Annotated in this window: 19 protein-coding genes; 12 read left to right on the top strand and 7 right to left on the bottom strand. The window is 61.5% G+C overall.

Annotated features, from left to right (window positions below; genetic code table 11):
* Positions 1-27 precede the first annotated feature (27 nt).
* The 5 genes from pstC (at position 28) to LT40_RS10640 (ending at position 4,097) form a co-directional block, all read left to right on the top strand.
* Entirely contained in the window at positions 28-993 is a 966-nt protein-coding gene (gene pstC / locus LT40_RS10660; RefSeq protein ID WP_043189784.1) for a phosphate ABC transporter permease subunit PstC, read from the top strand.
* Positions 993-1,886: a phosphate ABC transporter permease PstA gene (gene pstA / locus LT40_RS10655; RefSeq protein ID WP_043189782.1), complete on the top strand. Its 894-nt coding sequence runs from the start codon at positions 993-995 to the stop codon at positions 1,884-1,886. The genes pstC and pstA overlap by 1 nt, the downstream gene beginning before the upstream one ends.
* Before the next feature lie 76 nt (positions 1,887-1,962).
* On the top strand, positions 1,963-2,724 hold the full coding sequence (gene pstB, locus LT40_RS10650) for a phosphate ABC transporter ATP-binding protein PstB (RefSeq protein WP_010210300.1): 762 nt from the start codon (positions 1,963-1,965) through the stop codon (positions 2,722-2,724).
* A 54-nt stretch (positions 2,725-2,778) separates the two neighbouring features.
* Positions 2,779-3,480, top strand: a complete 702-nt coding sequence (locus LT40_RS10645) for an adaptor complexes medium subunit family protein (protein WP_043189774.1) — start codon at positions 2,779-2,781, stop codon at positions 3,478-3,480.
* A 62-nt stretch (positions 3,481-3,542) separates the two neighbouring features.
* The gene (locus LT40_RS10640) at positions 3,543-4,097 is read left to right on the top strand and encodes a hypothetical protein (RefSeq protein ID WP_337587994.1); all 555 of its coding nucleotides are present in this window, start codon (positions 3,543-3,545) and stop codon (positions 4,095-4,097) included.
* A gap of 29 nt (positions 4,098-4,126) precedes the next feature.
* On the opposite strand, the gene LT40_RS10635 is transcribed toward LT40_RS10640, so the two are convergent.
* A complete protein-coding gene (locus tag LT40_RS10635; protein ID WP_043189768.1) occupies positions 4,127-6,064 on the bottom strand; it encodes a sigma 54-interacting transcriptional regulator in 1,938 nt (645 codons plus the stop codon).
* A 223-nt stretch (positions 6,065-6,287) separates the two neighbouring features.
* Here LT40_RS10635 and LT40_RS10630 point away from each other — a divergent pair, with 223 nt between their 5' ends.
* The 4 genes from LT40_RS10630 (at position 6,288) to LT40_RS10615 (ending at position 10,178) form a co-directional block, all read left to right on the top strand.
* Entirely contained in the window at positions 6,288-7,169 is an 882-nt protein-coding gene (locus LT40_RS10630; protein WP_043189765.1) for a DUF1932 domain-containing protein, read from the top strand.
* A 10-nt stretch (positions 7,170-7,179) separates the two neighbouring features.
* The gene (locus LT40_RS10625) at positions 7,180-7,884 is read left to right on the top strand and encodes an S-adenosylmethionine--2-demethylmenaquinone methyltransferase (RefSeq protein WP_043189763.1); all 705 of its coding nucleotides are present in this window, start codon (positions 7,180-7,182) and stop codon (positions 7,882-7,884) included.
* Between the two features lie 84 nt (positions 7,885-7,968).
* The gene (locus tag LT40_RS10620) at positions 7,969-9,330 is read left to right on the top strand and encodes a CitMHS family transporter (protein WP_043189761.1); all 1,362 of its coding nucleotides are present in this window, start codon (positions 7,969-7,971) and stop codon (positions 9,328-9,330) included.
* Between the two features lie 122 nt (positions 9,331-9,452).
* Positions 9,453-10,178 (top strand): haloacid dehalogenase type II, encoded by a 726-nt coding sequence (locus LT40_RS10615; RefSeq protein WP_043189759.1) that lies wholly within the window; start codon positions 9,453-9,455, stop codon positions 10,176-10,178.
* Positions 10,179-10,267: 89 nt separating this feature from the next.
* Here the strand turns inward: LT40_RS10615 and LT40_RS10610 are convergent, their stop codons facing one another.
* The gene (locus tag LT40_RS10610; protein ID WP_043189756.1) at positions 10,268-11,179 is read right to left on the bottom strand and encodes a carbohydrate kinase family protein; all 912 of its coding nucleotides are present in this window, start codon (positions 11,177-11,179) and stop codon (positions 10,268-10,270) included.
* A gap of 23 nt (positions 11,180-11,202) precedes the next feature.
* Positions 11,203-12,099 (bottom strand): AraC family transcriptional regulator, encoded by an 897-nt coding sequence (locus LT40_RS10605; RefSeq protein ID WP_043189755.1) that lies wholly within the window; start codon positions 12,097-12,099, stop codon positions 11,203-11,205.
* A gap of 287 nt (positions 12,100-12,386) precedes the next feature.
* Between LT40_RS10605 and LT40_RS10600 the strand changes: the two genes are divergently transcribed.
* Together LT40_RS10600 and LT40_RS10595 are read left to right on the top strand one after the other, a co-directional pair.
* Positions 12,387-13,697, top strand: a complete 1,311-nt coding sequence (locus LT40_RS10600; RefSeq protein WP_043189753.1) for an ABC transporter substrate-binding protein — start codon at positions 12,387-12,389, stop codon at positions 13,695-13,697.
* A gap of 36 nt (positions 13,698-13,733) precedes the next feature.
* The gene (locus tag LT40_RS10595) at positions 13,734-14,507 is read left to right on the top strand and encodes an L-iditol 2-dehydrogenase (protein WP_043189751.1); all 774 of its coding nucleotides are present in this window, start codon (positions 13,734-13,736) and stop codon (positions 14,505-14,507) included.
* Between the two features lie 30 nt (positions 14,508-14,537).
* Here LT40_RS10595 and LT40_RS10590 read toward each other — a convergent pair whose 3' ends face one another.
* The 3 genes from LT40_RS10590 to LT40_RS10580 form a co-directional block, all read right to left on the bottom strand.
* The gene (locus LT40_RS10590) at positions 14,538-16,664 is read right to left on the bottom strand and encodes a TonB-dependent siderophore receptor (RefSeq protein WP_043189748.1); all 2,127 of its coding nucleotides are present in this window, start codon (positions 16,662-16,664) and stop codon (positions 14,538-14,540) included.
* 150 nt (positions 16,665-16,814) lie between these two features.
* Positions 16,815-17,129 carry a DUF7693 family protein gene (locus LT40_RS10585; protein ID WP_043189744.1) on the bottom strand — a complete coding sequence of 105 codons (315 nt, stop codon included), beginning with the start codon at positions 17,127-17,129 and terminating at the stop codon, positions 16,815-16,817.
* Positions 17,130-17,553: 424 nt separating this feature from the next.
* Positions 17,554-18,522 (bottom strand): DNA replication terminus site-binding protein, encoded by a 969-nt coding sequence (locus LT40_RS10580; RefSeq protein ID WP_043189741.1) that lies wholly within the window; start codon positions 18,520-18,522, stop codon positions 17,554-17,556.
* Between the two features lie 114 nt (positions 18,523-18,636).
* On the opposite strand from LT40_RS10580, the gene LT40_RS21240 reads away from it, so the two are divergent.
* A complete protein-coding gene (locus LT40_RS21240) occupies positions 18,637-18,768 on the top strand; it encodes a DUF2256 domain-containing protein (protein ID WP_084139884.1) in 132 nt (43 codons plus the stop codon).
* 24 nt (positions 18,769-18,792) lie between these two features.
* On the opposite strand, the gene LT40_RS10575 is transcribed toward LT40_RS21240, so the two are convergent.
* On the bottom strand, positions 18,793-19,794 hold the full coding sequence (locus LT40_RS10575) for a LacI family DNA-binding transcriptional regulator (protein WP_043193579.1): 1,002 nt from the start codon (positions 19,792-19,794) through the stop codon (positions 18,793-18,795).
* Positions 19,795-20,002 lie beyond the last annotated feature (208 nt).

Genomic DNA, 20,002 nt, shown 5'->3' with positions numbered 1-20,002 from the left:
TCTTCTTCCACACCCCGGAACTCATCAATGAACAGCCCTTTCGTTGTACCGGATAACCCGGACTCAGCCTGCAAGCCGCCTTCGACGAAGGACTTCCTGGTCGATCGCACGTTTCGTGCGCTTGCGCGCGTCGGTGTGGTACTGATTCTGGCCGTGGTATTTGCCCTGATTTTCGAAGTAGGGCGCAAGGCACTACCGGGCATGGAAAAACACGGCTTCGACATGCTGTTCGGCACCGTGTGGGACGTGAACCAGGGCAAGTACGGCATCCTGCCGGCCATTTGGGGCACGCTCTACAGCGCCTTCATCGCGCTGGTCATCGCCGGTTTCTTCGGCATCAGCATGGCGATCTTCCTGACCCAGGATTTTCTGCCCGCCAAGCTCGCTGCCGTGTTTCGCACCATCGTCGAACTGCTCGCCGCCATTCCCAGCGTGGTCTACGGCCTGTGGGGCATCTATGTGGTGATCCCGGCTATTCGCCCGCTGACGACCTGGCTGCACACCGAACTGAGCTGGATCCCCTTTTTCGGCACATCACTGAGCGGGCCTGGGCTGCTGCCGGCCGCACTGGTGCTGGCCATCATGATTCTGCCAACCATCGCCGCGGTGTCTCAGGACGCCCTGACCGCCGTGCCGATGAAAACCAAGCAAGCGGCCTATGGCATGGGCACCACCCACTGGGAAGCGATTCTCAAGGTCATGGTGCCGTCGGCCGCCACCGGCATCTTCGGCTCGCTGGTGCTGGGCCTGGGCCGGGCACTGGGTGAAACCATGGCCCTGGCCATGCTGGTGGGTAACGCCAACAATATCTCGCTGTCGCTGTTCGCGCCGGCCAACACACTGGCGGCGTTGCTGGCGCTGAACTTCCCGGAAGCAGGGCCCAGCGAGATCGAAGTGCTGATGTACGCGGCCCTGGTGCTGATGCTGATCACCCTGATCGTCAATGTCATCGGTTCCATGCTCATGGTCTACGCACAACGGGGGACTAAATGATGACCAGCCTGAGCGCTCCTACCGCCGCGTTGCCCAGCCTGCAGCGCAAGTTCGAAGGCCGCGCCCTGCGTAGCCTGGTGCTGACCACCTTGGTCTGGACCGGTGCGCTGATCGCCAGCGTACCGCTGTTGTCGGTGCTGTACATGTTGATCACCCGTGGTGGGGCGCGTTTGAGCCTCGAGGTGTTCACCGAGCTGCCACCGACCGGTTTCGAGACCGGTGGCGGCTTCGGCAACGCCATGGCCGGCACCTTCGTGATGGTCGGCATCGCCGCAGCCATCGCGGTACCGGTCGGCATCATGGCAGCGGTGTTCCTCGCCGAACTGGGCCCGGACAGCAAGCTGGCGAACGCCGCGCGGTTCGCCGCGAAGATGCTTACCGGGCTGCCGTCGATCCTGGCCGGCGTATTCGCCTACGCGCTGGTGGTGATGACCACCGGAACCTATTCGGCGCCTGCCGGCGGCGTGGCCCTGGCCGTGCTGATGCTGCCGATCGTCGTGCTGACCGCCGAAGAGTCGATGAAGATGGTCCCCAAGGTCATGAAGGACGCCGCCTATGGCATGGGCTGCACGCGCTCCCAGGTGATCTGGAAGATCATCCTGCCCACCGGCATGCCGGCGATCCTCACTGGCGTCATGCTCGCCGTGGCGCGCGCCGCAGGTGAAACCGCGCCGCTGTTGTTCACCGCGCTGTTCAGCAACTACTGGATCTACCACGAAGGCAGCCTGGCGGTCATGAACCCCACCGCATCGCTGGCCGTGCTGATCTACAACTTTTCCGGCATGCCCTTCGACAACCAGCTGGAGCTCGCCTGGGCGGCCTCCCTCGTGTTGGTGATGATCGTGCTGTTTGTGAACATTGTCAGTCGTGTTTTCGGCAAGCCCAAGTTCTGAGAATGGGAGCACCTATACTGTGAGTGTACTATCCGTGCAAAAAGCCGTCCCGTTCGCGACCCAGGCACCTGTGGTCATGGATTGCAAGCTCGACAAGATTTTCTACGGCAACTTCATGGCCGTGCGTGACAGCCACGTACCGATCGAGAAAAACAAGATCACCGGCTTCATCGGCCCGTCGGGTTGCGGCAAGAGCACCGTGCTGCGCAGCCTGAACCGCATGAACGACCTGGTGAAGGGCTTTCGTTTCGAAGGCCACGTGCACTTCCTGGGTCAGGACGTGTACGGCAAGGGCGTGGACCCGGTGGTCGTACGTCGCTACATCGGCATGGTCTTCCAGCAGCCCAACCCGTTTTCCATGAGCATCTTCGACAACGTTGCCTTCGGCCTGCGCCTGAACCGCTACAAGGGTGACCTGGGTGATCGGGTCAAGCACGCACTGCAAGGCGCCGCGCTGTGGGACGAGGTCAAGGACAAGCTCAAGGTCAGCGGCCTGTCGCTCTCCGGTGGCCAGCAGCAACGCCTGTGCATCGCCCGCGCCATTGCCACCGAGCCCGAAGTGTTGCTGCTCGACGAGCCGTGCTCGGCGCTCGATCCAATCGCCACACGCCGGGTCGAGGAGCTGATGGTGGAGCTCAAGAAGGACTACACCATCGCCCTGGTGACCCATAACATGCAGCAGGCGATCCGTGTTGCCGACACCACCGCGTTCTTCTCGGTGGACATTTCCCAGGGCACCCGTACCGGTTACCTGGTGGAGATGGGCCCGACCGCGCAGATCTTCGAGAACCCGCGCGAACAGATGACCGGCGACTACATCAGCGGCAAGTTCAGCTAATCAATGGCAGGAAGCCATTGCTTTGTCTCACCCACCACGGATTCAGGATCATTCATGTCGGTAACGCAGCGTCTAGATTTGCCCGCGATCGAACGTGCCCTGCGCGAAGTGCAGAGCCGCTTCGCCCAGCTCAGCGAGCACTTCACCGAACAGCGTGATCCCTTGACCGACGAGGTGGTGGAGAACGTCCTGGCGGGCTACGCCCTGGTCGACGAATACGTGGCTGAAGGGGTCGACCTGTTCGATCTGCAACAGGTCAACCTCATGCTGGAAATCAATGCCACCGTCCTGTGCGGGCGCGATCCGGCGCGGCGGGTGGAATTCGCCCAGCACCTGGTCGCCACCGAAGAGCACTTCTTCAACAATACCGAAGGCGGCATCAAGGACCTGTACAACTGGTATTGCACCTACCGCAGCGAGTCGGTGTGGAAGCGCGCCGCCGGTGTCTATGTGCGCATCCTGAGCAAACCGCAGCTGTTCATCGAAGGCAACAACCGCACCGGTTCGCTGATCGTCAGCTATCTGCTGATCCGCGCCGGGCTACCGCCCTTCGTGCTTTCGTTGGATAATGCGCAGGGCTATTTCAACCCTTCGTCGGTGATCCGCAACTCCGCCAAGCATGGCGTCAAGGCGCTCTACGAATTGCCCAAGATCAAGAAGAAATACGCCGCCTTCCTCGAAGAGCAGGCGCCGGACCCGAAGAAGTTTTTCCTCAGCCACAAGCAGGTGGCGTTGCACGAGGGCCGGGGACGATGAACCAGTCACCAAAACACACGTTGCCCGCCAAGATGCGGCAAGCGATCACAGGTCTTATTGCGATGAATCCGTTCAACCGTCCGCGCGTGCGTATTTCATTCGACATCGACGACACCCTGGCGTGCCTGCCCCATCACAGTGACGTCGAAAGCAGCTGGCTGCCGGGCTTCGTGCACCGCTGGCTTGGCGAGCCACTGCGCATCGGCACCCGTTCGTTGACTCGCGAACTGCGCCGCCAGGGCTGCAGCATCTGGGTATACACCTCGTCGGGCCGAACGCCGGCCTATATCAAGCGCTGGCTGCTGCTGCACGGCATCCGCGTGGATGGCGTGGTCAACAGCGAAGTCCACAGTCGGGCCCTGGCCAGCCATGGCATGAGCCTTTCGCCCTCGAAGTTTCCGCCTGCCTTCGATATCGACCTGCACGTCGATGACTCCGAAGGCGTGGAAAGCGAAGGCCACGAGCACGGCTTTCGCGTGGTCGTGGTGCGTCCGGACGACAACAGCTGGACTCACCGTGTGCTGGAAGCGGTTGCCGTGGTCCAAGCGCAGCTGGCGCGGCAGCAGCCGCTGCGATACGCCCAGCCGGTCCGTCAGCGTGCCCAGGCCTACTCTTGACCTTTGGCAGCATCCATCCCGGTTGAATCTCAGCGTGCAACCGATGGACCCTGAGGCCGGTGGAAACGAGCCGCGGTGAACGCATCCGGGTCGAGGTCCTGATATTTCTTCATCCGCCGCCAGAGGGTCGTGGTACTGATCTGCAGCAGGCGTGCGGCCTGTTCGCGGTTACCACGCACGCTGCGCAAGGCTTCGAGCAGCATGGCCTGTTCGCCACAGGCAAGTGCAGGAAGGGACTGAGCCGAGGCGGACAGGTCTTCCAGTGCTTCTTGCACCCACGCACCGCTCATTTCGCGACCTTGGCCCATGACCGCCAGGCGCTCGACGATGTTGCCCAGTTGACGAATGTTGCCTGGCCAGTCGTGGGCGCTCAGCCGTGCCAGCAAGTCTGGCCCAGGCGGCGCGGTCGGGATGCCGAAACTGGCCAGCAGGTGCGAGACCAGTTCCGGGATGTCCTGACGGCGCTCGCGCAGGGCAGGCAATTGCAGTTTAAGCACGCAGATGCGGTAGAAGAAATCCTCACGAAACAATCCTTGCGCCACGAGCTGCGGCAGGCGCTTGTTGCTGGCCGTGATGATGCGGATGTCCACCGGCGTGACCTTGTCGTCGCCAATGCGCACCACCTTGCGCTCCTGCAAGGTGCGCAGCAGCTTGAGCTGGATTTCCGCCGAGGTTTCGCTGATCTCGTCAAGAAAGATCGTGCCGGTGTGGGCCAGCTCGAACACGCCGGCCTTGCCCTCGGCCAACGCGCCGGTGAACGCACCTTTCACGTAGCCGAACAGCTCGCTCTCCAGCACGCCGGGCGCGAACGCTGCGCAGTTTATCGCCACGAACGGGCCGTGGCGGCGTTTCGATGCGTTGTGGATGCCTTGGGCGAACAGCTCCTTGCCAGTGCCGGTCTCACCTTCGATCATCACCGTGCTGTCCACCGCCGCGAAGGTCTGCGCCAGGCGCTTGGCCTTGGCCAGTGCCGGACTGCTGCCGATGATCGAGGCGAAGGTGTTCTCGGCCACGTGCTGGCGCGCCAGTTGCCGGCGCATTTTCTGCTCGATGGCTTTGATTTCGGTCTGCTTCTGCAGGGTTGCGACTGCGCCGATTACCTGTTCGCCCAGGGTGATCGGCGCGATGCTCAGGGTCAGTGACAGGCGCCCCAGGTTGATCAAGGCGCCCCGTACCGCCTCCCCCTTTCCCAGCACCCGGGCAAAATAACCCTGTGGCAGCAGGCCGGCCACATTGTCGCCACACTTCACACTGCCCAGGTACTGGGTGGCGACATTGTTCATGTTGGTGATCACGCCCTGGCTGTCGATGCTGAAAATGCCTTCGGACACACAATCGAGGATGGAGCGAATCATCTCGTAGCGGCCCTGCAGTTCCAGGCGCTTGTGCAGCCGCTCCTGCTCGATGCGCAGCAGGTGCAAGGCTTCGTCGATGGCATCAAAGGCGGCGTCGGCATCGGCCTCGGACATGATATAGCGCAGGCCGCGCGCCTTGACGGCTTGCTCCAGCGACAGGCCACCGATGGCCACCTCGATGCCCTCGGCCTGCAGACGGTTAAGTTGGGCGTCGGTGCTCTGCGCGCTGCCGAACGGGTCGATCGGGCAGATGGTCACTGCCGGCATGAAGGGCCGGGCTTTTTCCAGAATGGCCGCGTAACCGTCGGACGTGGCCAGGAACGCGATTCGCTCCGACACCTGCAGCGCCTTGTGGTAGGCATTGATGCAGTCGAAAAACGTGTGGCGCACTTCCACAATCGGCACCTGGAAGTGCTCGCGCAGCACGCTCGCGGTCTTGCCACGGCTGATGAGCACGCTGGCGCCGTCGTCGAGCGCCTGTTGCGCCATCACTATTGCCTGGTGCTGCGCAGCTTCCACCACCGCAACGCTCAGGCCTCGTCGGGCCAGTACCTGGTTCATCACGGCAGTCAGGGTAGTGGAAGGGGAGATCACTGCAAGTTTTCCCAACACGGGCAGGTCCTTTTTATTTTCTGTCGATGCCAAGCTTTGCAAATTAGAAGAGGCTGAAAGGTTTTGCAATCGAATGAAAGGAAACCCGTGCATTGCAGTTGTCCATCAGCTGTGAGGGTTTTCCATAACCTCTTGATTTCAATAGACCCTTAGCAACGATCCTCGAGTTGGCATATGCCTTGCTCCCGTCAAGTCAATAACAATACAAAAAAGGAACACGTTGATGGAATTGGTCTTCATCGGTTTTGGCGAAGCCGCCTACCACCTTGCCACCGGCTTGCGCAGCCAAGGCGATCTGCAACTCGGCGCCTTCGATGCCAACGCAGGCGACCCCCAACGAGGCGCGGCGATCCGCCAGCGCGCTGAAAGCACCCAGGTCACACTCTTCGACTCACTGGAAGCCGCTTGCCAGGGCGCGCGTTTCATCGTCTGCCTGACCAGCGCCAGCAGTGCATTGGCAGTCGCCGAGCGCATTGTGCCGCTGCTCGTCGCCGGGCAGAGCTACGTCGACATGAACTCGGCTGCACCCACCGTCAAGCAGGCCATCGATGCACTGCCCAGGGCCGAAGGCGTGGCCTTCTGCGACGCTGCGGTCATGGGCACCGTGCCCGGCAACAACCACCGGGTGCCCATGTTGCTGGCAGGCGAGGGCGCGCAGGCCTTCGCCGATGCCTTCACCCCCTACGGCATGCGCCTGACCGTGCTCGACGCCAAGCCGGGCGCCGCGTCAGCGATCAAGATGCTGAAAAGCGTGGTCATGAAAGGGCTGCCGCAACTGCTGATCGAAGCGTTCCAGGCGGGAGAGAAGTTCGGCGTGCTCGATACCCTCGTCGAGTCGTTAGGCGAATCACTCAACGGTAAGACGGTCGAGCAGTTGGCCAACACCTTCACCGCCCGCACCCTGATCCATGCCAAGCGCCGCAGCGCCGAGATGGACGACGTGGTCGCCACCCTCGAAGACGCCGGGGTCGACGCCACCATGTCCCGGGCCAGCCATCGCCAGCTGGAAAAGCTCGCCGCCACCGACTGGCACAAGCAACTGGGCGAGAACGGCAGCGAACTGGACTACCGCGCCGCCATTCGCCACCTGGTCAACCATCGCTGAGGACAACCCCATGAATACCGAACACTATCTGCCCCTGCCTGAACGGATCCCTCAAGACCTGCTCGACCGATTCCGCAAGCTCAGTCCCGCCCAGTTGTGCGATGGCATGGCCAAGCTGGGCATCGCCCGCAACGGCGCCATGGACGCCGACCTGATGCCGCTCGACGAGCGCAAGATCATGCTCGGTACCGCGTACACCGTCGACACTGAAGACGGCGACAACTTCCCGATTCACGTGGCCGTGTATCAAGGCCAGCCAGGTTACGTACTGGTGGTGGCCGGCAAGGGCTATCCGGGGCGTGCCTACATCGGCGACCTGATGGCGGGCGCGGCGCAGGCCGTCGGGTTGACCGGCCTGGTCATCGATGGCTGCGTGCGCGACAAGCTGCCGTTGGCCGAACTCGATATTCCCGTCTATGCCAAGGGCTTCATGCAGCGCAGCCCCGGTAAGCAGGGGCCCGGCAAGATCAACACCACCGTGACCTGCGCCGGGGTCGAAGTGGCTGCCGGCGACCTGGTATTTGGCGACTACGACGGCGTTACCGTGGTGCCGCGGGCGCGTCTGCTGGAAGTGCTCGAAGCATCGGAAAAGAAGGGTGCCTACGAAGAGCAACGTCGCGAGGTGATCGACGAGTACGTCCGCTGCCGCGACAACGGCGAGCCGCTGCCCGAGCTGGCACCCGACTGGGTCACTCAGTTGCTGCAGGGCCGCTGAGGCCCGTCAGGCTCGGCGGCCAAGACCGGGCCTGCGCAATAAACGCTGCTTCTCACGATAAAAATAATAGGTGGAGACGTTCGGATGCTGACCATTCTGGGCTATACGTTGATCACGTCGTTCCTGCTGCTGGTGATCAGGCAGAAACTTTCGCCCTTCACTGGCTTGATCGTCGTGTCACTTGCGGTCGGGGTGCTGGTGTGCCTGCTCAGCGGTGTGCCGCTGGAGATGATCATCAAGTGGATCAGGGAGGGCCTGTTCTATTCCCAGGGCGCAGACGGCAAAGTCTCTCTGGGCACCGTGAACCCGACGGTGATGATTCTGTTCGCCGTGCTGTATTTCAGCCTGATGATGAACGTGGGGCTGTTCGACCCACTGTGTACCTATCTGATCCGCAAGGCCAACGGCGACCCGCTGAAGATCATCCTGGTGACGGCATTCACGTCCTCGGTGGTGACCCTGGACGGTGACGGCACCACCACCATCCTGATCATCACCACCGCGTTCCTGCCGCTGTACAAGCAGATGGGCATGAAGCTGTCCAACCTGGCCATGCTGATCATCCTGCCGTGCGGGCTGGGTAACTGCCTGCCCTGGGGCGGTCCGTTGGCACGGGCGGCGGCGGTGCTCAACCTGGAGGTCAACACGCTGTTCGTGGCGATCCTGCCGATTCTGGGGGTGTCGTTCATCTACGTGTTCGGCATGGCGTACCTGATGGGGATCAAGGAGCGTAAACGCCTGGGCTTCGTTGCCGGTGAAAAGGTCATTGTCACCGCCGAGCAGATAGCCGACATGGTCACGGTCATCGAAGACCACGACAAGGAACTGAAGCGGCCCAAGCTGTTTCTGTTCAACCTGGCACTGACGGTGGCCATGCTGGTGATCCTCATCGCCGGCTGGGCCAGTGGCGCGGTGGTGTTCATGCTGGGCACGGCGCTGGCACTGACCGTCAACTACACCGCCGTGGAGCAGCGCGAGCGCATCACCGCCAACGGCGGCGATGCGGTGGCGGTGGCATCGATCATTCTGGCCGCGGGCTGTTTCCTCGGCATCTTCAACGGCAGCGGCATGGCCGGCGCGGTGGCCGAGCACATGGCCAGCCTGATCCCCGAATCGATGGGCAGCCACACGGCGCTGATCTTCGCTTTCCTCGGCGCGCTGGCCTGCTACGCACTGCCGGTGGACGCCTACTATTTCGGCATCCTGCCGGTGGTCGCGCCGATCGCGTACAGCTTCGGCATCACCCCCACCGAAATCGGCGTCGCTTCGTTCATGGGCCAGGCGCTGCGCTACGCCAGCCCCACCGTGGCCTGGCTGTTCCTGCTGATGAATCGCACCGAGATGACCTTCGGTGAATACCAGAAGGAGTTCTTCAAGTGGTCGTTGCCGATGTTCGGGATCTTTCTGGTCACGGCAATCGTGACCGGCGAACTGCCGATCGGTTGAGTTCAGTGGTTGGCGTTCATCGTGCCTGCGGTGAATTCCGATCAAACGGCTGAGGGGCACGCCGGTCTATCCCTGTACAGCGAGTGCGGGGATATCCCCTGCGCCATCGTCGAGGGCAAAACATGAACCCTGTGTTCGATCAGGTCGCTTTCCTGGGTTTCGACGTATTCGGTACCGTCGTCGACTGGCGTACCAGCGTGGCACGGGAGGTGGAACCCTTTCTGGCGCGTCATGCCATTTCAGTCGATCCGTTGCAGTTCGCCAGCGATTGGCGCGGGCTGTATCAGCCCTCGATGGAGGAGGTGAGGTCGGGGCGGCGGCAATACGTGACATTGGATGTGCTCAATCGCGAGAACCTGGACACGGTGCTGACGCGACATGGCGTGGACCTGGCCGCTATCCCGGTCCAGCAGCGCGACGAGCTGACCAAGGCATGGGAACGCCTCGACCCGTGGCCCGATTCCGTGGCAGGGCTCACCCGACTCAAGCGCAGGTTCGCCATCGGCGCGCTGTCCAACGGGCACATCGCCGGCATGCTCAACCTGGCTCGGTACGCTGGTCTGCCATGGGACGTGATTGGCGGTGCAGAGCTGAGTCGCTCCTATAAGCCGCAGGCGGTGACCTATCAACGGACCATCGCCGCTGTGGGCCGTTTGTCCGAAGAAACTGCGATGGTCGCTGCGCACAACGACGACTTGGTCGCGGCGCGCGAAAACGGCATGCGCACGGTGTTCGTTTGCCGACCTACCGAGTATGGCGCCCAGCAGACCAAGGACCTTGCGCCGATCCAGGACTGGGATATCGTCGTTACTTCCCTCACCGAAGCTGCCGAGGCGCTGGATTGCTGAATAGACGGCGTCGCCTTCTTCGCGGCCACGGACCGCTCCCACAGAGGCGCTGCGTACTGTCGTGGGAGCGGTCATCGGCCGCGAAGGGCTTAACGCAGTTCTCTTGAACGAGCGAGGAGCTGCTCGACTTCTTGCCGGCTCGGCGCGTAAGCACCGGCATTCGCGCAGGACACCGATGCGCACGCCGCAGAAAACGCCAGGCGTGCCTGGGGTTCGTCGATACCCAACAGGCCCGAAGCCAGCCAGCCCGCCATGCTCGCGTCGCCAGCACCCACGGTATCGGCCACCTCGACGGCGATGGCCGCTTGCTCGACTTTGCTGCCCAAGGTGAACAACACCATGCCCTCGGCGCCACGGGTGAACAGTACCTGAGCGTTCGCGTTCATCTCGCGCAGCTGCTGCAAGGCCTGTTCTTCGCTCGAGCCGGGGTAGATCTGACGTAAGTCTTCATCGGACAACTTGATGATGTCCGCCAGTTCCACCATCGCCGGAAAGGTCACCTCGCGGTAACGGCTGTCCATCAGATTGCGCCAGTTGGGGTCGTAGCTGATCAGCTTGCCGTGTCGCTTCACCTGCCGAGCCACCTCCACCAGCCTGTCACCCAGTGGCTGGCGCACCAGGCTGATGCAGCTGAAGTGGCAGAGCTGCGCAGCGTCCAGCCAGCCCGCCGGCAGAAGCCGAACGTCGAAATGCAGGTCCGCCTCGCCGGCGAAAAAATAGCGGGGAGGGTGGCTGGAGGGCACGATGGCCACCAGCGGGTCGGCGTCGACGCGTTGCAAGTAGCGCAGATCCAGGCCCGCGGCTTCGGATTGCCGGTACAGCTCATCGCCCAGCGAGTCGGTACTGATCGACCCCGCGAACGCCGTCGGCACGCCCAGGCGGCTCATCGCTCGCGCCACGTTCCACGGCGCACCGCCCGGATAGCCTTGCCAACGACCGGGTGTGTGTTGAACCAGATCGGTAAGTGCTTCACCGAACACCACCACTGAAGGTAACTGCATGTCGATCCTTGCTCCTGTATGGGTCAAATGGCTGTGCTGCGTCGGTATTCACTGGGTGTCTGCTGCATTTCATGGCGGAAATGCCGGTTGAAGTTCGACAGGTTCTCGTAGCCCACCTCGAAGCAGATATCAGCCACCGAATGCTGGGTCTGCGCCAGCAATCGACACGCGCGCTGCACCCGCAGCTTGCGCATCAGGTCGATGAAACCGTGGCCGGTCATGCGTTTGAAAAACCGCGAGAAGCCTGCTTCGCTCATGCCGACCTGCGCCGCGATGACCGACAGACGCACGTCGGCGGTCAGCTCGCGGGTCAGGTAATCGAATGCCTGGTTGATGCGCTGCGCACTGAGTGCGTCCAGGGAAGGGGCGTAGCCGGCACTGGCCAGCACCCGCAGCTCGGTTTCCGGTGCGCTGGCCAGGGTTTCCACAAGTTGCAGAAACAGCGCCAGCCGTTTCAGGCCGCGCGCCCGGCCAATGCTTTCCAGCAATGCAGCCGCTTCGACCGCCGTAGCACCGCTGAACTCGATCCCGCGGTGGGCGCGCTCGAACAGCCTGTGCAACTCGGCCAGTTCGGGCAACGTGCTGCGCAGGGCGAGCAGGGCAGCGCCGTCGAACTGCAATACGACGTCACGCCCTGCCAGTTGCTCACCTGCAGGCATTTCACCCAGCCAGTCGTGGGGCAGTCCGGGGCCGATCAGGGCGACATGACCGGGGCCGAAGGGCCCCATGTAATCGCCCGCCAACAGCTTGCCGTTACCGCGGCGGATCAGATGAATTTCGAATTCGGGATGATGGTTCCAGCGCGCGAGGGCATAGGGATAGTCATGCTCGTACCAGCGAAAGCTCTGGTCTGGCTGGGCCAGAATGACCTCCAGGTCAGGCTGACGGTACTCGAACATGGCGGCGCGGCGATCAGGCATCGAGTGCCCCTTTTATCGTTGTTTTGGTGTTGTTCGGCGGTTCGATGTCGCCAACCTTACTCTGAAAACCGTCCATATCGGTAGCCTGTAAAGCACCCCCCTCCGATACTTTTTTGCTGTATCACCCGGTGCGCGTTCGGGATCAAAAAAGTATCGACGTCGGGTTCGTCGAGCGTTTGAGCGCCCATTGCACAGCTGCTCTAATCGACTCGTCGCTGACTCGAACGCTCAGCGATCCACAACAAAAACAAAAGCTCCGGTCAACGCGGCTCGGAGCGGAGAGCCCCATGAAGATTACCCATGCGCTGATCCTTTCTGCTGGTCTGTCATTCACCCTCGCCAGCCATGCCGCCGAGACATTGACCATCGCCACCGTCAACAACGGCGACATGATCCGAATGCAGCGGCTGTCCAAAGTCTTCGAGCAACAGCACCCCGACATCAAACTCAACTGGGTCGTGCTCGAAGAGAACGTACTGCGGCAACGCCTGACCACCGACATCGCTACCCAGGGCGGTCAGTTCGACGTACTCACCATCGGCACCTACGAAACACCGCTATGGGGGGCGAAGAACTGGCTGGAGCCAATGACTGACCTGCCCGCCGACTACGACGTCGCGGACATCTTTCCTGCCGTGCGCCAGGGCCTTTCGGTCAACGATACCCTGTACGCGCTGCCGTTCTACGGTGAAAGCACCGTCACCTACTACCGCACCGACCTGTTCAAGGCGGCAGGGCTGAGCATGCCGCCCAACCCGACCTGGTCGCAGCTGGGCGAGTTCGCTGCCAAACTCACCGATTCAGCCAAGGGCCAGTACGGCATGTGCCTGCGCGGCAAGGCCGGCTGGGGCGAGAACATGGCCTTGCTCAGCACCATGGCCAATGCCTTTGGCGCGCGCTGGTTCGACGAACAGTGGCGGCCGCAACTCGACAGCCCTGAATGGAAAGCCGCCGCCACCTTCTATGTCGACACCCTGAAGAAATACGGTCCGCCTGGCGCTTCGAGCAATGGCTTCAACGAAACTCTGGCGCTGTTCAACAGCGGCAAGTGTGCGCTCTGGGTCGATGCCAGCGTGGCCGGCTCCTTCACCACCGACAAGGCACAGAGCAGGGTGGTGGACAGTGTCGGTTTCGCGCCGGCACCCACCGAGGTGACCGATAAGGGTTCGTCATGGCTGTATGCCTGGTCGCTGGCCATTCCCGCGACGTCCAAGCACAAGGCTGCCGCCAAGTCGTTCATCACCTGGGCAACGTCCAAGCAATACATCCAGCTGGTGACCGAACAGGACGGCATCACCAACGTGCCGCCCGGTACCCGCATGTCGACCTACAGCGATGCCTACCTGGCTGCCGCGCCCTTTGCCCAGGTGACGCTGCGGATGATGAAACACGCCGACCCCTCGCAACCGTCCGCGCAGCCGGTGCCATATGTCGGCATCCAGTACGTGGTGATACCCGAGTTCCAGTCGATAGGCACGTCGGTGGGCAAGCTGCTTTCCGCCGCGCTGACCGGTCAGATGACCGTCGATCAGGCGCTGGCCTCCGCCCAGTCCACCACCGAGCGCGACATGAAGCGAGCCGGTTACCCCAAGCAGTGAAGCTGCCCTTCATCCCGAATTCCAAAGGTAGATCTAATGAACCGTCTACAAGGTAAAAGTGCACTGATCACCGGCTCGGCCCGGGGCATCGGTCGGGCGTTCGCACAGGCGTACCTGGGTGAGGGCGCCACCGTTGCCATCGCCGACATCGACCTGGCTCGCGCCCAGGCAACGGCGGCCGAACTCGGCCCGGCGGCGTACGCCGTCGAAATGGACGTGACCGACCAGGTGTCCATCGACCGGGCGATAGCCCAGGTGGTCGCCCACGCCGGAAAGCTGGACATCCTGATCAACAATGCGGCGTTGTTCGACCTGGCGCCCATTACCGAGATCACCCGTCCCAGCTACGACAAGCTGTTCGCAATCAATGTCGGCGGCACGCTGTTCACTCTGCAGGCCGCTGCCAGGCAAATGATCAGCCAAGGCCATGGCGGCAAGATCATCAACATGGCGAGCCAGGCAGGGCGACGGGGTGAGGCGCTGGTGGGCGTTTACTGCGCGACCAAAGCCGCCGTGATCAGCCTCACCCAATCCGCAGGGCTCAACCTCATCAAGGAGCGGATCAACGTCAATGCCATCGCGCCGGGGGTGGTCGATGGCGAGCACTGGGACGGCGTCGATGCGATGTTCGCCCGTCACGAAAATCGCCCGCTGGGCGAGAAGAAACGCCTGGTCGGCCTGGAAGTCCCGTTCGGCCGCATGGGTACGGCCGAAGACCTGGTGGGCATGGCGATCTTTTTGGCCAGCACTGAAAGCGACTACATCGTGGCGCAGACCTACAACGTCGATGGCGGCAACTGGATGAGTTGAAGCGGCAACCCGCCAGCGCCGTTCAACGCCTCAGAAGGTATACGCAACGCCCGCCTGAACCGCGCGCGGCGCGCCGGGGTAGGCATAGGTGTTGAACGCGCCTTCGTCGTAGCCTTCGTCGAACACGTTCTGTAACTCCAGGTTCAGGCGGACATGCTTGTTCAGCTGGTAGAAACCGAGCAGGTCGACCACCGTGTAGCGGTCCATGGTGTAGGTTTGCGCCGCGGTCTGTCCGACGCGGTCGTCTACGTACTTCACGCCCATCCCCACACCAAGGCCCTTGGCTGCGCCGTCCTGGAACTCGTAGGTGTTGAGCAGGCTGAAGCTGTTGCGCGGAATATTGGCGAGACGCGTGCCATTGGGAAGGCTGTTGTCCTGGGTCACGCGCGCATCGACGTAGGCATAGCCACCGATCATGCGCCACTGCGGGGTCAGGTTGCCGGCGACGGTGATGTCCAGGCCACGGCTGGTGACTTCGCCGGCCGCCACGCTGTAGGTTGGATCGATGGGATCGCGGGTCAGCACGTTTTTCTTGACGATGTGGTAGACGGCGCTGTCGACGCTCAGTTGTCGATCCAGGGCTTCCCACTTCAAGCCCAGCTCGTACGATTTGCCTTCTTCCGGATCGAAGCCGCTGCCATCGCGGCTCGCACCGCTATTAGGCTTGAAGGAACGCGCAGTGTTGGCGTACAGCGCGAGCGTATCGGTGAGGTCATAGATCACGCCGACCCGCGGCGTTGCGCTGGTCTGTGCAGCGCTCCAGTCTACCGAGCCAGGCAAGCGGTTGTCGTAATCCTGTTCGAAGCGCTCAAGGCGCACGCCGGCCAGCACCTTGAAGCGCTCGGTCAGGGCGACCTGGTCCTGAATGAACGCTGCCCAGGTCTTCAGGTTTTCCTTGTCGTGGGTAGTGGTGCGGGTGAGGGCAGGGCGCGGCTGGCCCAGCACTGGGGTGTAGAGGTCGATGGCATAGGTGCCCGCTGCCGCCGACGAGCGCTGGATGATCGAGCGGTAGTCGTAATCCTCGTACTCCACGCCGGTCAGCAAGGTGTGCGAGAAGCCGGCGGTGTCGAAATGGCCGGTCAGGTTCAACTGATAATCGCGGTCGGTCCATTCCAGCTTGCGGTAGTTGAAATTGCGTTGCAGGGTGCGGCCATCCGCAGGCGCGCCGTTGGCCTCCACCGCATTGCCCTTGAGGCTGCCGTCCAGCCACTGCATGCCGCCGGCCAGGGTCCAGTCGTCGTTGAGCTGATGCTCGAACCTGAGCTGGGCCATGTCGTTGTCGTTGTGCAGCAGGTTGTCGCTGCCTTTCTCCCAGACGTTGGTGTCGCGCGACGCACTGCCACGCTGGGTGGCATAACGCGTCAGGCCGCGGTCCAGCGGGTGGTTGTTGCGCATGAAATCGCCTTCGAAGACGATTTTGGTGCTGTCGTTGGCTTGCCAGCTCAGCACGGGGGCAACGTCGTAACGCTCGGTCTCCACGTCGTCGCGAAAACTGTCGCCGCCTTCGCCCAACACGTTCAGCCGATAGGCCAGGCGCCCGTCCTCGCTGAGCGGTCCGCCGGCGTCCAGTGTGGCGCGGTGCATGCCTTGGTCATTCAACTCGCTGCCCACCGTCACCTTGCGTTCGGTCAGCGGTTGCTTGCTGACCACGTTGAAGGTGCCGCCCGGGTCGCCGCGGCCGTACAAACTGGTCGCAGGGCCACGGATCACTTCCAGCCGTTCCACGGTATTGGCGTCCGGTGCATTGGGATAGCCGCGGTTTATCGGAAAGCCATTGCGGTAGAACTCGCCGGTGGTGAAGCCACGCACCGTGAAGGTCGTCAACCCTTGGCCACCGAAGTTGTTGGCACGGCCTACGCCGCCTGCGTAATCGAGCGCGTCTTGCAAGCGCGTGGCAGCCGTGTCTTCCAGAACATCACGAGGCACCACGCTGATCGACTGCGGGGTTTCGTGCAGCGCAGTGTCGGTGCGAGTCGCGCTCTTCGAGCGCGTGGCCCTGTAGCCGGAGACTGGGCCGTCCGCTCGTTCAAAGTCGCTGTCGGCGTCGATGTTCACCGCTTCGAGTTGGATGTTGCCTGGCACTTCAACGGGCGATAACGCCCAGGCGGGCATCGAGGCAGTTTGCAGCAGGCACAGCGAAAGTAGCGTGCGACGCATGGGTCATCGATCCAGGCAGGAGAAGGGAAAAGGGCAGCGGATTCTATCCGCAAACGATTCCCATTAACAGTTGCCTGTATGATTTTGTATGAGTGCCCTCACTGCGGTTTGGAAGGAGAAAATGCTGCGTGCCCTGTTGTTGCAGCGCACTCACATCTCGCCAAGCAGCGTCGCCAGCCGAGCAAGCTCCCAAGTGCTCAATAGCTCGATAGGGTCGGTGCCGTAACGCTGGGAAGAATCGAACGCATAGACGCGTCCGTCCAAGCTTTCACAGCGCTCGCAGTGAAAGCGACCGTCTTCGTGGATGCGAAGGGTGATGATCCAGCCATCGGCGCCAACGACCATCGTCGCGCCCAGCGCGTCGGCCCAGGGTGTTTCATCCAGATTCCGAAGGGTACGAATCCCCAGAGCGATGTCGCGAAACAATTGGCACGTTTCACGGGAAGAGAGGGGGGCGGCTGACACCTGATGGCTACCTGGGCAAACAGAGAGTTCGCATTTTATAGGAGATTTACGGGTGCGGCAGTGCTGACGCAACAGCTGGGAGATACTTGGTAATAACATCATGACAAGGAATGTAGTCAGCACGTTCAACACAGGTCTGAAGAGGACGGCAACGGCCGCGAAAAGCTCAATAGCACGAGCCCCTGGAGGAATAGGATTAATAGCATAGATCGCAATGATAACATCATGACATCTGCCGTGATTGCAGTAACCTCTCGACCGTGTTCACAGCATAGTGATTACAGAGGGGAGGGCGGTTGTACGCGCGGGTTCTACTTCGTTTCATGAATTTACGCGTGAGAGAGGATGAGTGGCGCACAACACCCTGCCGTATCATGATGTTATTAATGCGTAGTTCTATCTACATCACCTGTAGCCACTTAGATCATTGATCCTGCCTTGCTACTGGCTTCTTCTGCACAGCCCCATATTCACGATGAGTCTCCTTGTAGCGATACAGATTCATCGCCTCGACATAAGGGTCATCTTCGAGCAACGCCAAGCGAGTGTTTTTCTTGACCAGGACCTTGGGTTCATAAGATGGCAGAGGTTTGATCTTTGGCACGGGATGGCCTAGCTCATACACGAAGGGCACGGGCGCAATGATTGGCTTCACCTTGGCGTCACCATTCCTGACGCGCGCTCGGATATGAGGCTGCACCAAGCGACGAATCGCCACCTGCTCGTTGGGGTCCAACTTGGCCAACATATCGATGCCATAGAGCAGGGCATTTTCAGCGGACGCTTCGGAGGAGTGGTGCACCGTTGCTTCTTTATCGTGATATTGCTCGAGCAACTCCTTCCACTCTTCGAGAAGATCACCCGCCATCTTGCGCGCGCCCGAGGAGCCGGTGTCATCCCAGTAGAAGTTGATGTGCAACGGGTCGCTGAGCACATTGGTCAGCCGCAGCGCTTGCTTGGGAACGATACCGTTGCCACTGCCCTTGAATCTGCCCCAGACGTTACGCCGATCGTTGGTCTTTTCGATCGCACTAATTAACCGTATCAATTCGCCGCGGGTGGCATTGGTCTGCAGGATCTTGTCGATTGCGGCTTGGGGCAGGGCGATAGCACCCGGTACGCGCAAGGTTTCCCTCGGGTGCTGGCCGATTTTGACCCAGATGCTGGTCAATGCCTCGAACGCCGCCTGCACCGCGTCTTCCCCGTGCAATACGCGCACTTCAATCGGCTCGCTGCGAACTGCGTCCTCGGGGCGGAAATCCAGGGCAAACATGGCATCCACACGTACCTGATCTACCGATGCGCGCAGCACTTCGCTCAAGTCGGTCAATTCGGACTGGAGTCGTCTGACCATGGCGATGGCCGCACTGGTTTGGCTAAGATGAAGTTCCATTCTTTTGTCCAGGTGAAGGGCAGGTGTGCCATTCTAACGAGGGGCTGTATCTTTATACAGTCCCAAGTCATTTCAGCGTTCAGCAAAGATGCAGGCATTGCCTGGGGAGAGTCATTGAAGAAAAGTGAGCTACCGGTAAAACAATGCGTTACCTGCGGCCTTCCGTTCACCTGGCGCAAGAAATGGGCACGCTGCTGGGATGAAGTCCGGTACTGCTCGGAACGCTGCCGGCGTCAGAAAAAATGAGTCTTCTCCGAGCGGTGCAGCGGATCAGCCTGCAATGCGGGCGGTGCTTTGTCGAACCGTAAGCTGGTACGGCAGCGTCACGTGACGTGCCGCGAGCGGTCGCTTTTCAATGAGTTCGATCAACATGCTCACCGCCTGTTCACCAAAGGATTCGGCGGGCTGGGCGATGGTGGTCAAGGGCGGATCGCAATAGGCAGCCAGCTCGATGTCGTCGAAACCCGCCAGCGAAACGTCTTCGGGCACCCGCAAGCCCATTTCCTTGATGCGCTTCAAGGCGCCAATGGCCATCTCGTCACTTTCACAGAATAACGCGGTAGGACGGTCAGCACTGTCGAGCAGTTGCAAGGCGCCGTCATAGCCCGCTTTCAGGCTGAAATCCCCTGGGCAGATCAACGCAGCGTCCACCGCGACACCGGCTTGCTGCAGGGCAGCTTCATAACCGGCTCGTCGGTAGCGGGTCAGCGGGCTGTCGCCCGGCCCATTGATCAAGCCTATTCGCCGATGACCCAAGGCCAGCAAATGCTCGGTAAGCGCCTTGGCCGCGCGATGGTTATCCAGGCTGACGGTGGGGTGACGGCCGCTTTCCAGCACTTCGCAGGCATTGACCATGGGCGGAAGATGACCTGTGTCCTTGATCGACTCGAACGGATCGTAGGCACGCAGTTGCAGCACTCCATCGGCTTGATGGGCATGGACCAGATCGGCGTATTCGCGCTCGGTCGCTTCGCAACCCAAGGTGTCGCACAGCAGCACGCGGTAGCCGGCAGCATGGGCCGCTCTCTGCGCACCGCTGATGACGCGGGCAAAAAAACTGTTGGCAATGTGCGGCACGAGGACGACCAGATTGAATGTGCGTCGCGAACGGAACTGCACGGCCAGCAGATTGGGCCTGTAGCCGGCCTGTTCAACGGCAACCTGGACCCGCTCGCGCGTCTCGGGCAGCACGCGCTCGGGCGACTTCAGCGCCCGCGACACCGTGGCCACTGAAACGCCTGCCAGGCGTGCCACTTCACGAATATTCGACAAACCCACCTCGGTGCCTGGTAATTCCAACGCTGAGCTTACCTCAGTTCGACGCGTGCGCTTACGCTTGAATACTCACCGTTAGCGTTTGACAGCTCGCAGCCCAAGGTCTAGATTCAATCCACAAATGTAACCGGTTACATCGATAATTCACTTACGCGGTTCAGTCTGTGTTTACCGATTCAGCCCATGAGGTTGGGTACCATGCACA

Source organism: Pseudomonas rhizosphaerae (genome assembly GCF_000761155.1).
GTDB lineage: Bacteria > Pseudomonadota > Gammaproteobacteria > Pseudomonadales > Pseudomonadaceae > Aquipseudomonas > Aquipseudomonas rhizosphaerae.
This window is presented reverse-complemented; position numbering and strand designations above follow the sequence as displayed.

What these genes read in the sequence shown, in the direction of transcription:
- LT40_RS10600 (WP_043189753.1), top strand. Translation starts at nt 12,387, where the DNA reads ATGAAGATTACCCATGCGCTGATCCTTTCTGCTGGTCTGTCATTCACC.
- LT40_RS10605 (WP_043189755.1), bottom strand. Translation starts at nt 12,099, where the DNA reads ATGCCTGATCGCCGCGCCGCCATGTTCGAGTACCGTCAGCCTGACCTG.
- LT40_RS10615 (WP_043189759.1), top strand. Translation starts at nt 9,453, where the DNA reads ATGAACCCTGTGTTCGATCAGGTCGCTTTCCTGGGTTTCGACGTATTC.
- LT40_RS10640 (WP_337587994.1), top strand. Translation starts at nt 3,543, where the DNA reads ATGAATCCGTTCAACCGTCCGCGCGTGCGTATTTCATTCGACATCGAC.
- pstC (WP_043189784.1), top strand. Translation starts at nt 28, where the DNA reads ATGAACAGCCCTTTCGTTGTACCGGATAACCCGGACTCAGCCTGCAAG.
- LT40_RS10590 (WP_043189748.1), bottom strand. Translation starts at nt 16,664, where the DNA reads ATGCGTCGCACGCTACTTTCGCTGTGCCTGCTGCAAACTGCCTCGATG.
- pstB (WP_010210300.1), top strand. Translation starts at nt 1,963, where the DNA reads ATGGATTGCAAGCTCGACAAGATTTTCTACGGCAACTTCATGGCCGTG.
- LT40_RS10625 (WP_043189763.1), top strand. Translation starts at nt 7,180, where the DNA reads ATGAATACCGAACACTATCTGCCCCTGCCTGAACGGATCCCTCAAGAC.
- LT40_RS10620 (WP_043189761.1), top strand. Translation starts at nt 7,969, where the DNA reads ATGCTGACCATTCTGGGCTATACGTTGATCACGTCGTTCCTGCTGCTG.
- LT40_RS10630 (WP_043189765.1), top strand. Translation starts at nt 6,288, where the DNA reads ATGGAATTGGTCTTCATCGGTTTTGGCGAAGCCGCCTACCACCTTGCC.
- LT40_RS10595 (WP_043189751.1), top strand. Translation starts at nt 13,734, where the DNA reads ATGAACCGTCTACAAGGTAAAAGTGCACTGATCACCGGCTCGGCCCGG.
- LT40_RS10645 (WP_043189774.1), top strand. Translation starts at nt 2,779, where the DNA reads ATGTCGGTAACGCAGCGTCTAGATTTGCCCGCGATCGAACGTGCCCTG.
- pstA (WP_043189782.1), top strand. Translation starts at nt 993, where the DNA reads ATGACCAGCCTGAGCGCTCCTACCGCCGCGTTGCCCAGCCTGCAGCGC.
- LT40_RS10580 (WP_043189741.1), bottom strand. Translation starts at nt 18,522, where the DNA reads ATGGAACTTCATCTTAGCCAAACCAGTGCGGCCATCGCCATGGTCAGA.
- LT40_RS10610 (WP_043189756.1), bottom strand. Translation starts at nt 11,179, where the DNA reads ATGCAGTTACCTTCAGTGGTGGTGTTCGGTGAAGCACTTACCGATCTG.